Source organism: Xanthomonas hortorum pv. cynarae (assembly GCF_002939985.1).
GTDB lineage: Bacteria > Pseudomonadota > Gammaproteobacteria > Xanthomonadales > Xanthomonadaceae > Xanthomonas > Xanthomonas hortorum_D.
The window spans coordinates 1-13,652 of the sequence record NZ_MDFM01000042.1; the positions used below are offsets into that span (position 1 = coordinate 1).

Annotated in this window: 12 protein-coding genes; 2 read left to right on the top strand and 10 right to left on the bottom strand. The window is 59.4% G+C overall.

Annotated features, from left to right (window positions below; all coding sequences use genetic code 11):
* Positions 1 to 240: 240 nt before the first annotated feature.
* The 3 genes from XcyCFBP4188_RS22725 to XcyCFBP4188_RS20265 all read right to left on the bottom strand — a co-directional run bounded on the left by XcyCFBP4188_RS22725 (position 241) and on the right by XcyCFBP4188_RS20265 (position 2,138).
* A complete protein-coding gene (locus XcyCFBP4188_RS22725) occupies positions 241 to 705 on the bottom strand; it encodes a hypothetical protein (RefSeq protein WP_006448534.1) in 465 nt (154 codons plus the stop codon).
* 747 nt (positions 706 to 1,452) lie between these two features.
* Positions 1,453 to 1,677: a hypothetical protein gene (locus tag XcyCFBP4188_RS20260; RefSeq protein WP_046932165.1), complete on the bottom strand. Its 225-nt coding sequence runs from the start codon at positions 1,675 to 1,677 to the stop codon at positions 1,453 to 1,455.
* A gap of 110 nt (positions 1,678 to 1,787) precedes the next feature.
* Positions 1,788 to 2,138 carry a SymE family type I addiction module toxin gene (locus tag XcyCFBP4188_RS20265; protein ID WP_104592737.1) on the bottom strand — a complete coding sequence of 117 codons (351 nt, stop codon included), beginning with the start codon at positions 2,136 to 2,138 and terminating at the stop codon, positions 1,788 to 1,790.
* A gap of 501 nt (positions 2,139 to 2,639) precedes the next feature.
* Here XcyCFBP4188_RS20265 and XcyCFBP4188_RS20270 point away from each other — a divergent pair.
* Together XcyCFBP4188_RS20270 and XcyCFBP4188_RS20275 are read left to right on the top strand one after the other, a co-directional pair.
* The gene (locus tag XcyCFBP4188_RS20270) at positions 2,640 to 3,344 is read left to right on the top strand and encodes a hypothetical protein (protein ID WP_248283120.1); all 705 of its coding nucleotides are present in this window, start codon (positions 2,640 to 2,642) and stop codon (positions 3,342 to 3,344) included.
* Positions 3,341 to 4,792 (top strand): XVIPCD domain-containing protein, encoded by a 1,452-nt coding sequence (locus XcyCFBP4188_RS20275; protein WP_104592739.1) that lies wholly within the window; start codon positions 3,341 to 3,343, stop codon positions 4,790 to 4,792. The genes XcyCFBP4188_RS20270 and XcyCFBP4188_RS20275 overlap by 4 nt, the downstream gene beginning before the upstream one ends.
* A gap of 142 nt (positions 4,793 to 4,934) precedes the next feature.
* Here XcyCFBP4188_RS20275 and XcyCFBP4188_RS20280 read toward each other — a convergent pair whose 3' ends face one another.
* The 7 genes from XcyCFBP4188_RS20280 to XcyCFBP4188_RS20305 form a co-directional block, all read right to left on the bottom strand.
* A complete protein-coding gene (locus XcyCFBP4188_RS20280) occupies positions 4,935 to 5,888 on the bottom strand; it encodes a BstA C-terminal domain-containing protein (RefSeq protein WP_104592740.1) in 954 nt (317 codons plus the stop codon).
* 605 nt (positions 5,889 to 6,493) lie between these two features.
* Entirely contained in the window at positions 6,494 to 6,730 is a 237-nt protein-coding gene (locus tag XcyCFBP4188_RS22730) for a hypothetical protein (RefSeq protein WP_146094073.1), read from the bottom strand.
* Between the two features lie 117 nt (positions 6,731 to 6,847).
* Positions 6,848 to 7,132: a hypothetical protein gene (locus XcyCFBP4188_RS20285; RefSeq protein WP_104592741.1), complete on the bottom strand. Its 285-nt coding sequence runs from the start codon at positions 7,130 to 7,132 to the stop codon at positions 6,848 to 6,850.
* 116 nt (positions 7,133 to 7,248) lie between these two features.
* Positions 7,249 to 7,533 (bottom strand): hypothetical protein, encoded by a 285-nt coding sequence (locus XcyCFBP4188_RS20290; RefSeq protein WP_104592742.1) that lies wholly within the window; start codon positions 7,531 to 7,533, stop codon positions 7,249 to 7,251.
* 1 nt (position 7,534) lies between these two features.
* On the bottom strand, positions 7,535 to 11,401 hold the full coding sequence (locus tag XcyCFBP4188_RS20295; protein ID WP_174705867.1) for a LamG-like jellyroll fold domain-containing protein: 3,867 nt from the start codon (positions 11,399 to 11,401) through the stop codon (positions 7,535 to 7,537).
* 220 nt (positions 11,402 to 11,621) lie between these two features.
* Entirely contained in the window at positions 11,622 to 12,665 is a 1,044-nt protein-coding gene (gene pelA, locus XcyCFBP4188_RS20300) for a pectate lyase (protein ID WP_006453333.1), read from the bottom strand.
* The gene (locus tag XcyCFBP4188_RS20305; RefSeq protein WP_104592743.1) at positions 12,665 to 13,642 is read right to left on the bottom strand and encodes a pectinesterase family protein; all 978 of its coding nucleotides are present in this window, start codon (positions 13,640 to 13,642) and stop codon (positions 12,665 to 12,667) included. The genes pelA and XcyCFBP4188_RS20305 overlap by 1 nt, the downstream gene beginning before the upstream one ends.
* Between the last annotated feature and the right edge of the window lie 10 nt (positions 13,643 to 13,652).

A 13,652-nucleotide genomic window follows, 5' to 3' on the forward strand; every position in this document is an offset into this window, starting at 1 on the left:
CGTCGGAGATATCGGTTGGATATGGCTTACGAGGCTTCATCCGTATACGTTATCGTGACAAGGGCAAAGTTCATAACACGCTCTAAGCTAGCTGCTATAAACAAAATTGCATATTTATTCGCTTTCACGACAACATCTCCTTGTGTCGATAGATCGTATTGAATTGACAGACAACCATCTGTCATTATTACCCAGTATGGGCAATTCCATTGCCCGAGATTAATAGCCTCTCGGTAAATTTTACTTTATTGAGCTGGGACGAAAGGAAGCTCGGCCATAAGCCATGCTGCCGCTTGTTATCATAAATCCATTTTCAGGATCCAACTCATGACGGTCATCAGCGTCATATTGCATCAGCATAAAAAGGCTATAAAATGCCTTGTCGAATATTTTCATGACAGCTAGATGTTGAAGCATGACCTCTGGAACATGACCCTTTAAACTTATAAGCCTTTCAAAATAATCGGGGTCAGTTAAAAGGTTTGCGGCCTCAGCAATTGCACCATGTAGCTCGGAGAGATCAGTCAATGCCCGCTGCTGTAGCGGCAGCGTGGACGAGTCCTGCGCAATCCGAAATGCGGCGCTTACGGCATCCCCCGCAATTCTTACTAGCTTTGATACCCGCTCAGTAGGATCATCAACCTTGTTAAGGTCTTCGATCTGATTTCGTAGATGCTCGAGATCCTCTGGAAAACAGCGGTCCATCGCTTCCTCACAGGTAGTTACTTTTTCGGTTTTTTTGCGAACGCCATTCCCATATAGCTAGCAGATCACACTTATGCTTCGTTTACAATCACTGAAAAGCAGCTGCCCGTTAGAGCCATGCCCCAGGCTGGCCGTGCCTGGCTCTGATCTTAGCGCTTCAAGCACGGAGCGATTTTTCATAGCCAGCGGATTCAACTGAAAGTAACTACATACAGCCTAACGAACTCATTGGCACGCTTACTTGCCTGATGCTTGATTCGAGCTAAGAAGCGGCTTCGGTTTAAATCCATTACTAGGGGCGTTGCCGGTACCATTGACCATCTGCGCCCATGTCTACCAAGACCTCTGCACCCAGGGCTTCAAGAACATGCATCATCGATTGGACGTGCTCTACAGATACGTCATGGATCTCAACATGCTCGCGCGCGAGTACTGAATCTTTCGATTTTCCGGCGCTGTGCTGGGGATGCACTTATTCCTCGCCGAAGGCGGCGCGCGAACTCAGCAGCGGCGTGCACTCCCTCAGATCGCCATTGAACGTCATCTACTCGCCACCCAACCACCGAGATCGTTGCCATGCGCGCCTAGCTGCTATCAGACCGCCTAAGCGCGGTATAGCGCGATCCTCGCCGAGTCGTTCACCGCAGTCAATCGCTCCACGCCTCCGTGGCCAACGCCTGACCCCTCTGCACGGTCACATGCCTTATCGAATTCCGACTCCAGGCTCGCCGGTTGTCGCACGGTGCTTTATGGGTCGCCGTGGCTGTGCTCCATGCGCCGGTCAAGGATTGCACGCACGGCATGGGCCGCATCGAAGATGGCTTGCCCGAGCGTGGGCAGGGTCTGCGCCTCCAGGCACTCCGGCTTGCTCATGGCGATGACGTCGCCATGAGCGATGAGGCTGCGTAGCAGGCGGTCGAGCTGGTCGCGTTGGTCCAGCGTGAGATGCAAGACGACGGCGGGGTGCTCCATCTGTGTCCTCCTCTGCGCGGTGAGCGGGAAGCGCGTACGGTGTGGCGATTGGCGTGTTGCGCTCGGCGCGGGGCGTGCGGGTGCGTGCTGCGCGTGCGCTGCGCACCTGGTTAGTCCGTAGGTGCGACGCTGACGACCAGCTCGCCATCGCGCAGGCGGATGTGGAGCTTGCTGCCGATGGTGAAGCCCAGTTGTTCCAGCCAGCGGCCGCGTAGGCGCAGCGTGGGGATGCGTAGGTCGCTGGCGGGGTAGTAGCCGTAGCCCACGGTGCAATGTTGCGGGGCACGCGGGTGGCCGGGGCGTGGGGGGCGGGGTTCGGTGCGGGGTTGGGGGATGGGGGTGCGCTCGACATAGGGCCGAGGCTTGATCGAGGGGTCGAGCGAGTGCCAGCCGATCTCGGTGGGTGGCAGCTCCGTAGCGCGCTTGCGTGCGGATATGGGACGGGATGTGGGTCGACGCATTGCAAAGCCCTCCTTGACGAGCAGGCCCCGCCGCCGGGTGGCGACGGGATGTCGGGAGGTTAGAAACCGCAGACAGACGGCGGGCGTATTCCCCTTGCGGGTGTTGTATTAGCCGCCCTCCCGACGCAGGCAACGCGTCGGTTGCGCCCGCAAGAAACTGCGGGCACAAAAAACCCACCAGTCTTTCGGAGGTGGGTACCGCTGTCTGAGGAGTTTCTACGCTCCTTGGCGAAAAGACTGCTACGCGCTGCGTGACATGTCAACTGGCTGATGCTGGCAATCTGGAAAGCGTTGATGGAAGATCCTTGCGTCAACGTTTGAAGCAGCATGGTCAGAGTTGGATTGAACCTTGAGAGAGTGCTGCTCCAAGCGCGTCCCCACCCTCCCGTAAATAGCTTTACGTTCCCTCGCTATCCATCACCATCGCGCCACTCAGATTCGGGCTCGGTAGTGCATGACACCGACGGCGCGAATGACAATTGGCCAGCATCGCAATGTCGCGTGAGTAGGATTCCAATGATAAAAGTTAGCTTCCGAAGCCTGTTCCCTTTGCTGCTGCTTTCACTAGCGTTGCCAAGTGCATGCGCTCGCGCGCCTGGTGAAGCAGGACGGGATGCAGGCACGCCATCTGCTGCCACAGCGACGCCAGCCTCTCCAGAGAAAGGCAAGAGCACTGATAGCCGTTCCGATCCCGTCTCTGCCAACACCACTCCGCAAGAGCTGGAGCGCCGGCTGCTGCGCTTCATCGATGGCCTGACAATGCCAGCGGATCTGGACTACCCGCGAATGGAATCTGCACTTGGCATCAAGCTTGGGCCACCATCTGATCTGGCATACCCGTGGCGTGAAGCAAAAGACGTCGCTCTGGCCGATGGCTATGCGCTCTACGCGACACATCGCCCAACGAAGGATGGCTTCTCGCGGATCGAAGTTGCGGTGTCTTTGCCTAACCACGGCGATCCCACGCGCGTGCCTACGCCGACCTGCATCTGGCAAGCCGAAGCATTGTCCAAAACGCTCGAGGGCATGGGATACACACGCGGCGGCCAGCGACCCTTCCAGGGTGGATGGCTACGCCAGCATTGGCGTGCAATCAATCGCGGTAGCCAGATGTTCTCGGTCTCACTGCTCATCTATCGAGCCCATGACCAAAGTAGTCCACAAGAGTGCGTTTACAGCGTGAAAATCGACGGAGGTAAGCCATGATCCCGGTTGATCCACGTATTGAACCCCTGCTTGCCCAGATGGCAAAAGATCCGGCGCTTCCTGCCGGTGCGGAGGCGAGCATCCGGCAAACAATCGCCGAGTCACCCTATCTGTCGAACCTGCTAGGTGATGCCATTGAGAAAGGTCGAATTGGCGCGATTGCTGTTTCGCATGGACAGAACAACGGCGGCCACTTCCAGGACGGTAAGGACGGCAAGGCGGGCACACTCAATATCAGTGAAGCAGCGTTCAAGGACTTCGCAGGATCAGAGCGCATCGACTATCTGACCGAGGTCATGGGCCATGAAACGATGCACGGCGTATTGGCCCAGCATCGTGCCGACGCCCTTGCCGAGTTCGGCAAGAGTATGGGTAACCGGATGCAGGAAGCCTACGACAATCGGGAGCATCAGGTCGACCTGACTGGCCCTACCCGTGTTTACCTGGATTCGACTCGCGCAGACGAAGCACTGTCGGAAATCTCGGGAATGCGTGCCCTGCATGATCGAATCAAACATCTGAACCCTGAGATGCCCGACAGTGTGGTTGAGAGGGAGTTGCTCGACCGGTCGAGTAATCGGTGTGTCGTACGACAACCGAACGGCGCTCCGCAGTTTGCAGACGGACTGACCTACGATGCACTCACCAAGCACCCTTTTACCCGCGACGATGCGCTGACCAAATCTGTTGAGCACTGTTTTTACGACAGCAGTGGCACGCTAGGCCCACATGGCGATTCCGACTACCGCAACTACTATGGCGTCAATCCGATCAGTCACATCGCGCAAAACTACGCGCATCTGGCGCATGACCGCCAGCCTCCGGAAGTCCGCATCGATCTCAAATCCTTGGGCCTGGACCCCAGACAGCTGGAGCGCAACGGGCTGGAGCTAGGGTCTGCGAAGACCTTCAACATCGTTGACCTTGGCAAGGACGGCTATGGCATGGTCCAACTCAAGGACACTGGCGCACGCGGCGTTAGTTCTCCCAAGTTTGCGACACCGATTGAGCCAGGGCGCGCATTGACGCCTGCAGAGGCGGGACACCCGGACCATGCCATGCATCAGCAGATCCGAAGCAAAGTGGAGCAGTTAGATGCAGCCAATGGCCGCACGTTTGACGCGACCAGTGAACGGATGACAGCGAGTCTGCTGACGCTAGCCAAAGACAATGGGCTGACCCGGGTGGACCACGTGCTGCTCAGCGCAAAGACCGAGGATCTTCCAGCTGCACAAATGGTGTTCTTGGTACAGGGCAGACCGGATGACCCAGCGAAGTTGCGTGCACATATGCCCACCGTCGAAGCAGCCCAACGCCCGGTGCAGGAAAGCTTCTCGCAACTGGAATCCGTCAACCAACGTCTGGAACAAGATCGCGCGCGGGAACAGTCGCTAGAACAGCAGCGCTCGCAGGAGCAACAACCGCGCGGACCGACCCCGTCGCTGTGAGGCGATGACGTGTCGCACCTATCATCATCAAACGGTTAGCGACCCCTCGCTTTCGACAAAGAACGGGGGGCTGACGCCCAATTGAATCTGACTCCGTTCTTCGGACCCCGTTCTTCGCTTATTGGGTTATCCCAAAGCTAGTTTACGGCTTCGATCCAGACGGCAGCTTGGCAACTGCAGGCTTCGGCAAAGCAGTTGTGTTGTACATTGTTCCAATCTTCAATGCTTCAACTTTACCACCGTTCAACACATTGGCTTTTGTCAGAATGTACTTGGGAAACTTTGTGAGCAAATAATCCTGCCTAAACCACTGCCGGAAAAGAGGAAGAACGGCATCAGGATAAGCATTCGGCTTCTGAGGGTTACTCATTGATTGGGGATAATAGTCGGGATAATTGTGCTCGTACTGCGTCCTTTTCCCGTATTCTTTTTCAAGATTATTCTCAGACCAGTACTTGCCCCAAGCAATACCCACACTGATATCTGGCACGGTTTTGTGGTTTACCGTCAGATCAGCCTGAATTAAATCTACGACTAAGCCGGTGATTTCCTTAAAGATAGTAAAATAACCAGCTGGAGCACTGTCTTTCAGTATTGAAACGCGGTCATTGTGATACTTCCACTTATCAGCTGGCGTATAGTTAAGAGACTCATAAATAAATTTCCGTAAGCCGAACGCCGCAAACTTGCGATAGCTCTCCAATGCCGTGTCGTTATCCGCCTTAGACTCAAACGCGTAGTATTCAAGGAACGCCATACAAACAACGTCAGGATAAGCAAAGTGTGTCGTGCCGTTCTGAACTGTTTGCAAGTGCAATTTTTCTTCGTAATACCCATTATTGAAAAGATAGGCTTTAAAGTACGAGATGCGGTCCTTGCCCAGAACCGTATCGTTGTAGTGATCCTCCCATTCCTTAGTAATCGTCTGAACCACATTACGGGATATCCCTAGGGCGCCAGCCAAACCTCGCTGCGTGAGGAAGGGGATGCCGTTTTCAAGAACTCCCATCTCGATTCCATTCACGCCCTTCTGGACTTCTATTCCAAGATCCAAAGGGAGCTGAGTAGGGGCGGCCTGTTGCAGGGGATTACTCATGGCTAATTATTTCCTTTATATAGTTTATTCGTGGCATGCCACCATACAATCGATAGCCCGTCCATCGACTGGTCAAGATGGCTGACATGCACCTTAATCCCTGAGCAGACCGACTATTACTTCATTCAGCTTTGCACAACCACCGAGCCTTTCAGGCTAAATATTTTTGAATAACCATTAGCTGATAAATAACTTATCCTATTCCACGAGATTAGCTGGCAGTTTGAAAGAACGATGGGCCTCGGAACTGCTCTTAACCTTATCGCCTGTCACCTCGATGCAGGGCTGGTCGACGCAGAAGCAGCGCAGCGCGCCGGCGCCGTCCCTGCTCAAATGACTACTACGAAACGCCCGTCACAAAAGGAGACCACGCTCGGATGCCGTCACTAGCTTTTCAACGTCAGTGCCTCACGTGATGAGCTTTGTTGTATGTCAAGAAGGCATTTTATGATTTTTCCGTTCTCCTGATGGTGATATGCAAATCTAACGCTTGAATTATCCGACTTGGAACAATGAGGTTTGGAGCAATATGGGCCAATGGAGCCTGGACCAGTGAAGCCAGGGTTACTTATAAGTTAAACCTGACCCCATTCCCCCCACCGAAACTACTTACTCTTTGGTGCGGCCTTCTTCGTGGCTACAGTCTTGGGAGCAACTTTCTTTTTTGCTTCACTCAATGCAACACGAAGTTCTTTCTTCTCTGCATCCTTCACCTTGCCTTTTGCTTTCTCTGCGGCAAGGCTGGCTTTGAGCGCGGACAATTGCGCCAGCAGTCTATCTTCTCGAGGTGAGTGGTTCTTGCTGCCTAGCCTGCGGCCACCTGGGCTCTTCTTCGTTGCCATAACTTCCCCATGTTGTTGAACGAAAATACGGGTGATCTAGCTCGACCTGTTGCTACCTAACGCTGGAATTAAGCCGAGTTACGAAGCAACTTCGGCTTGAATGATTTATTAACCCTGTCACTCAGGATCGTGCACCAAGCCGTAGTCAATGTCCGCGACCAAAGTAATGCCATCGGGAACATGGGTGTCGCTGTGATTCTCGACGCCTACGGGATACTCCCAAATGCTCCAGGTTACGGTGTGGCCGGAAATATCAAAGTCTGCTGTATGGATCAGCTCAGGGCCCATGTTGCGCTCGCCGTCCCCCTGACAATCCCACTCTAGATCAGAAGCAGAAACAGAAACCTTCTGACCTGTTGCATTGACCCTGAAGGTTGCAACTCCGCTCGCTTCTACGTGCATATGAGTCTCCTGGTTTTTTGATGAGAGGGCTAACTACTGTTGGACCGCCTAAGCGCGGCATAACCTGATCCTCGCTGACTGCCTGACTGCGGCAAATCACCACGAGCGTTTGAAGCTCACCGCTTTTCAGCTATGTCCCCCTGACACCAGGTTTTACGCCGCATCCCCAGTGCGGCCACAGTCAGTGCCACGATGCTCCATGCCTTGCTCAACATTGTTTCTTCCTCCTGAAGAAATGTGTGGCTTTGCAGCTGCATTACATACTGCGCAACTTGATCCTCGCCGAGTTCTTGGGTTGCGTCAATGCGCTTGCGTGAGTGATCGTTGGCTTTATCGGCTTTGCCCTCATCCGCCCTGCGGGCACCTTCTCCCGCGTGCGGGAGAAGGGCTTGATGTCTCAAGTTATTGGCTGTTTTCTGCGGTTGTCGGTGTAACCGGTGCGGGTAGAGCGAGATTATTGTTGAGTTCGGTAATCTCCGGCATCTTGCCTTCGGCAACCACACGCAAATGCGCGGTTTTTAGATTTGCCGCGTTGGTTAGCGGCAGGCGCACCTGCGTGGTGATTGGCTGCAGATCGCGTGGTGCCGCGAGTGCCGGGAACGCCACTCTTGCCAGCTCCTTCCCACGCCCATCCTCCAACACCACAAACCCGGCCGGCGCATCCGCATGGCCAAGGCTGTGCACGGTCACTTCGATGGCGTCTGCAGTCACACGCACGTCGCCATGGCCAATACCCAGATCCGGGCGCAGTTCGACCGGGGTGGTGGCTGCGATGCGTTCGAGCTGCAGGACGGTGGTGCGGCCTGCGGGGAAGTCGATGTCGATGGCCGCGCTTTTTTCGAAAGCGAGCTCTTGCGTCTTGGCGTTGCTGTCGAGCTTGCCGTCATTTTCTTTGCTCACGCCTTGGGTGATGCGCCATTGGCCCGGGGCGACGTTCCAGCCGGTCATGCTGGCGCGCTGAGGTTTACTGGAGGTGTTGTAGGCGATGACGGTGAAGCGGTCTTGCTGGGGTGCGGGGATGGCGATGGCTACTTGGATGGCGGCCTCCGGGTCATTGAAGCGCCAGCTCACGGTGTGGCCGGGGTAGGTTTGGTTGCGCTTGAGGGCCACGCCGCCTAGGCGTGCGCGCTGCAGGTTGACCGTGGGGGATTCCACGCGGTCGCTCCACCAGTGGCCTTCGGTGTTCATGTAGAAGTTTTGCAGTTTCTCGCGTGCCTCGCTGCGGTAAATGGCGGCGAGATAATCCAGATTGCCGGTCTGCTCCCAGGCCACATGGTGCGGGAAGTCCGGGGCGCTGCCGTCGTCCTTGTTGGCGGCATCGATGAGCTTGCCGCTCCAGTCGCTGCGCTTGCCCATGACATCGAGAAAGTTTTCGTTGAGCAGCGACAGGCCGTTGGGGCCGCTGCTGGCCACGCGGTAGTCGATGGGCTTGAGATAACGCGCATCGCCGGTGAAGCGGTAGGCGGCCCAGAAGGTGTGCAAGGTGTCGGCGCCGCCGCTGCCTTCGAACAGTTCGCCGCCGCGGGTTTTGCCGGTTTGCCAGTTGATCTCGTTGGGCAGCGCCCAGTTGCCCTTGGCGTTGGTGTAGGCGTGGGCGAGATAGCCATCCGCTAACCCGGTGACGATGCGGCGGCTGTTGGGGTCGGCGTTATAGCCGCCCAGCAGGATGGCCGGGTGCACGATGGGGAAGGAGTACGGTTTTTGCCATTGCCAGTTGGGCTCGCGGTAGACCTTGCGGCCGCCGAACCAGTTGCTGGCAAACAGCAGGTGGCCTTGCGGGTTGACCTGGATGACGGTGTCGAAGGCCTTGACGGTTTGCATCAGGCGCTCGACGGTGCGCGGGTCGCCCCAGTTGAGGTACAGCAGGGCGCTGTTGAGGTTGATGCCCTCCTCATACGCATGCAGCTCGTCGGTTTCGATGGTGGACAGGCCGTTGGTGAACATGCCGTTGCGGTAGTTGGCATCGGACAGCGCGAGCATGGAGGCGTTGAGCATGTCCGGGTCCACGCCCATCAGGGCGACGCCGGGCCATTGCTGCACCAGGTCCGAATCGTCGGAGATGCCGCCGCCGAAATCGCCGTAGGCCACCTGACGCTGCTCGATCCACCAGCGGATGTAGCGGCGGGTGGCGCTAAGGTCTTGCAGCTGCCAGAACGCCCAGGCAGGCACGCCCTTGGGCACGCTGGGCAGATCGACAGGCAACGCGCCCTGGTTGGCGTAGCTGATGTCGTTCCAGTACTGGCGGCCGAGGGCGTGGTCCGGGTCGACGCGCAGCAGGTCGGTGATGTCGGCATCCAGGCGCTTGTAGAGCAGCTGGCGCTTGGAGGTGGTGTGTTCTTCCACCAGAAAGCCCCAGTTGTCCTTGACCTGGTTGAAGCGGTCGGCGACGTGCTCTTTGATGGCCTCATTGCGCGGTTTGAACACCAGTTGCAGCTGGGTGCCGTCGAGCGCGTTGGCATCGAAGCCGGGCGCGGCGGCGGCGATGCTGAGCATCAGGCTGTCGTTGCTCAGGATTCTGTCGCGCAGGTCCAGCCACAGGGTGCGGGCCTGGCCGGGGGTGACCGCCACCGAGACATCGATCATGTCGCGTGCGGGCCAGATGGGGTCCTTGATGCGGATGTTGAGCGGGATGCTGCCGTTGTGGGTGGCCGGCAGGTTGAGCGCGGGCAGGGTGATGGCGATGCCATCCAGGCCGTCGTGCATGTTCTCCCAGCCGTAGGACCAGCTGCGCATCAGCGCCTGGTCTGGCGGCGGGTTGCCCAGGCTGGACGGCACCAGGATGTGCACGATGGGTTGCTGCGCGCTGCCGGCGGCGGTCTTGTCGCTGGGGCGCTTGCGCGCTGGCGCCTTGGTGGGCAGGGCGACCACGGTCTGGCGCTCGCCTGGCGGGTAGCGGCCGGCGATGACATCGCGCAGCGGTGCGAGGTTGTCGTAGTCAGGCTGGATGTCGCTGCGCACGGTGTAGCTGAGTTGCGCGCTGCCTTTGGGCACCTCGCCCGGCTGCACGTTGTAGGCCCAGATTTCCTGGATGGGGGTTTCCTGCGCGGTGTTGGCAAAGCGCAGCGTGCCGCCGCGACGCTCGGGGAACTGGTCCACGCTGCGCACCACGCCTTGGCTGCGCGCGAACAGCGGCTGCGCCTGCACGGTGGCAGCACCGGCGGCAGCGGGCGCGGTGTAGCTGGCTTGGCCATATGCGGCGCCGCGCAGCTCGATGCGGTTGACCGGCTCGTCCGGCAGGGTGAGGTCCAGCGCCTTGCCGCCTTCGACGTAGGTGTTCCAGTCCGGCAGCTGGAAGTAGTCGTCGCGCCCGGGCAGGCGCGAGCGGTTGTAGACGCCGGGCCAGGTGGTTTCGGAGATGCCGTCGGTGGCCTTCCACATCCATTGCTTGAGGTCGCGGGCGTCGGCGAATTCCACCTTGCGGATACGGGTGATGGGTGCGCTCAGCAGCGGCGGTGCGTGGCCGTTGTCCCAGCCAAAGCGGTGCAGGAAGGCGGCGTGTTGCGCGTTGCCGGTGGGTGCTTCAGCGGTGGCGGGCTCCTGCAGGCGTGCGAGCGCGGCGGCGCCGCTGGCGTCGAGCATGCGGTCGTAGATGCGGATCTCGTCGAAGTCGCTGCCACGCAAAAAGTTGTAGCGGCTCTGCACCTGGTGCGGCGACATCACGCGGCCGGCCAGGCCAAACTGGTCGAGTGCGGCGTCGAAGTCGAGCGCGCCGCCGTTGGCGCAGGGCGCACCGCAGTCCACGCGTGCGGCCTCCTTGCCATCGACATACAGGCGCACGCCGCGGGTTTCGTCCCAGGCAAACGCAATGTGGGTCCAGTCGCTGGCGGCCGGGTTCTTATCGAGATTGAAAGAGACACGGGTGCGCGCGAGGTTGGCGTCGGTAACGAAGGCATCGAAGCCGTGGCCGTTCCAGTCGATGCGCAGCCAGGCCATGTCCCAGCTGGTGTGGTCGGCATAGCCAACGCGGAAGATCACGAATGGCGCCTCGCCCACCGGGTAGCGCGCGCGCCAGAAAAAGCTCAGCGTGCCGCGCTGGGTGTAGAGGTTGCCGGGCGCATTCCACGACAGCACGCCGTCGTCGGCCCATTCGATGGCGTTGCCGCGTTTGCCGGTGGGCACCAGCGCGATCTTGTCGCGGAAGTTGGGCACGCCATCACCGCGGGCCACATCGGCCTCCAGGCTGCGATCGGCCGAGACCCGGAACAACAACTCCGGGGCCGTGGGGGTGGCCGCACTTGCCGGCAGCGCGATCAGACACAACAAACCCATCCAAACCTTCAGCACACGCACCTCGTCTGGTTCAAAACCACTCTTCAAAACCACTGCCGCACCGCATGGGCGACAGACACTGCAACGTGCCACCGCAACGCGGCACGCGGTGCACGGTGGGCAGCGAGCAAGCGGGCCGGCACGTACGAGAGTACATGCGGTGCCTGCGTGCTGCGCGCGCCAGCATGCGCCGCGTGCGGTGGTGCGATGGCTGCGTCCACTACAGCCCGTTTGCGGCCTTCCACTTGGGAATCTCATCCTTCAACAACTTGTCCGGCCAGGTGCCATGCCAGGCGTAGCCCACGCGGCGCTCGTTGGGCACCTGCATGTAGTCGGTCAAGGCCTTGCCCTCGCGGTTGGCATACAAGGGGCGTTGATTCTGCAGGTCGTAGAAGCGTGCCCATAGCGATGCACCCGGTTGCGCCACCAGGATCACGTCCTTGCCGGTTTCCTGGGTGGGGTCGTCGATTTTCTTGGTGGCCAGATCGCGCATGCGATGGGTGTCGAACCAGACACCGGCCGCTTGCACCGCGGTCTTGATCTTGGCCGAGGGGTTGGGCTGGCGCATCAAAAACCGCACGATGCTCACCGACTCGCTAGACGACAACGAGGCCAGTTCATACGCACGCGCCTTGGCCGGCTTGAGCGTGACCTCGTCGTATTGCGCGCCCCAGATGGTGAGCGTGCCGCCGATCTTGACCTGGGTGGCGAGCACGCATTCCAGACCCTTGGCCACCGCCTGTACTGCGCGTGCGCCGTGGCTGCTGCGCAATTGCGCGCCGGTGTCGCCCTTGCCCTCGCCGATGTCCTGCAGCAGGTTGAGCATGCGCACCATCGCATCGTCGTTGTAGGTGATCTGATGGTGGTAGGACGACAGGTCCGGATAGAACTGCGGCCAGCCGCCATTGGCGTATTGCGCCTTGAGCAGGTAGTCCACGCCACGGCGTGCGGCGGCGATGTACTTGGCGTTCTTTTCGTTCTTGAAGGCGGTGGACAGGTACGTGATTTCGTACGTGGTCGCCTTGTTGTCGATGGTGGCGTCGTCCTTGCGCCCAGGCTGTTGCAGCTCGGCGATTTCGGCAGCGGTAAAGGTGCGGTTGTAGTCGACGGCGACGCCCTTGTACTGCTTGGACCAGCCACCGGAGGCGGTCTGCAGCAACAAGATGTTGTCGGCGATATTGTCGGCCAGTGCGGATAGCGGTGCCAGCAACAAGGCGCCAGCGAAGGCGAGCGTGTGGAAACGGAGCAGGTGCGAACGGATCATCAGAACGGCCTCCAGCTGCCCAGGATGGTGTTGCGGTCCAGCGCGGCGGCCTGCGCAGCGGTGAGTTGGCGCGACCACTTCACGCGGCGCGACGGGTTGGCGCCGTTGCCGCTGCTCTGGTATTCGCTGTAGCGGGCAGTGGCCTCGTTGGCGGCGTTGCCCCAGTTGTTCCAGCCCTCGGGCAGGATGTGTGCGCCCAGCTGGCTGCTGATGAAGCTGACGCTGGCATACGGCCGCCATGGGCGCCCCAGGTGCACGCGCGAGACACCGCTGGCAGCGGTGACGCGGGCATTGCGAAACACGAAGCCGCGCGCGCTTTCCTGCGGGGTGGAGGCGGCGGTGAGATAGCCATCGCCCAGCGAGTGCAGCTGCACGTTTTCGAACAGCGCGGTGCCGGCGCCGAACACGAAGTCCACCGTGCCTTCGACATAGCAGTCGAGGAAATACGACAGCTTGGCGCCGCGCAGATACAGCGTGTCTTGATAACCGAGGAAGCGCACATCGCGGAACGCAGCGCGGTCGCCATCCACACGCACCGCCACCGCCTGCCCGACCGGGCCTGCGTGATTACCGAAGCTCAATTGCTCGGCAGTGAAGTCGTTGCCGGCGATGATGACGCTGGACGAGCCGGAGGTGCCGTATTCGGTGCCGGTGGCTGGATTGATGCGTGAGGCGTAGTTGTCGTAAGTGATGATGGTCTGGGTGGCGCCGGCGCCGGTGAGCTTGAGCGCCGGTGCGTTGGACGGCACCACGATCAGCTCCTGATAGGTGCCGGCGCCGATGTTGATCTGCGCGCGTTTGCCGCCCTGCACAGCGGCGTCGATGGCGGCCTGCACGGTGCGGTAGCCGGCGCTGCCCTGCTTGGCCACGGTGTAGACCGGGTCGGCAGCGATGGCGGCGGTGCTGCCGAGCGACAGCCCGGCCAGCAAGGCGGTGGCGACGAGGGTGCGTAACACGATCCTGCGATGCGGTTGCATGCGTTGCTCC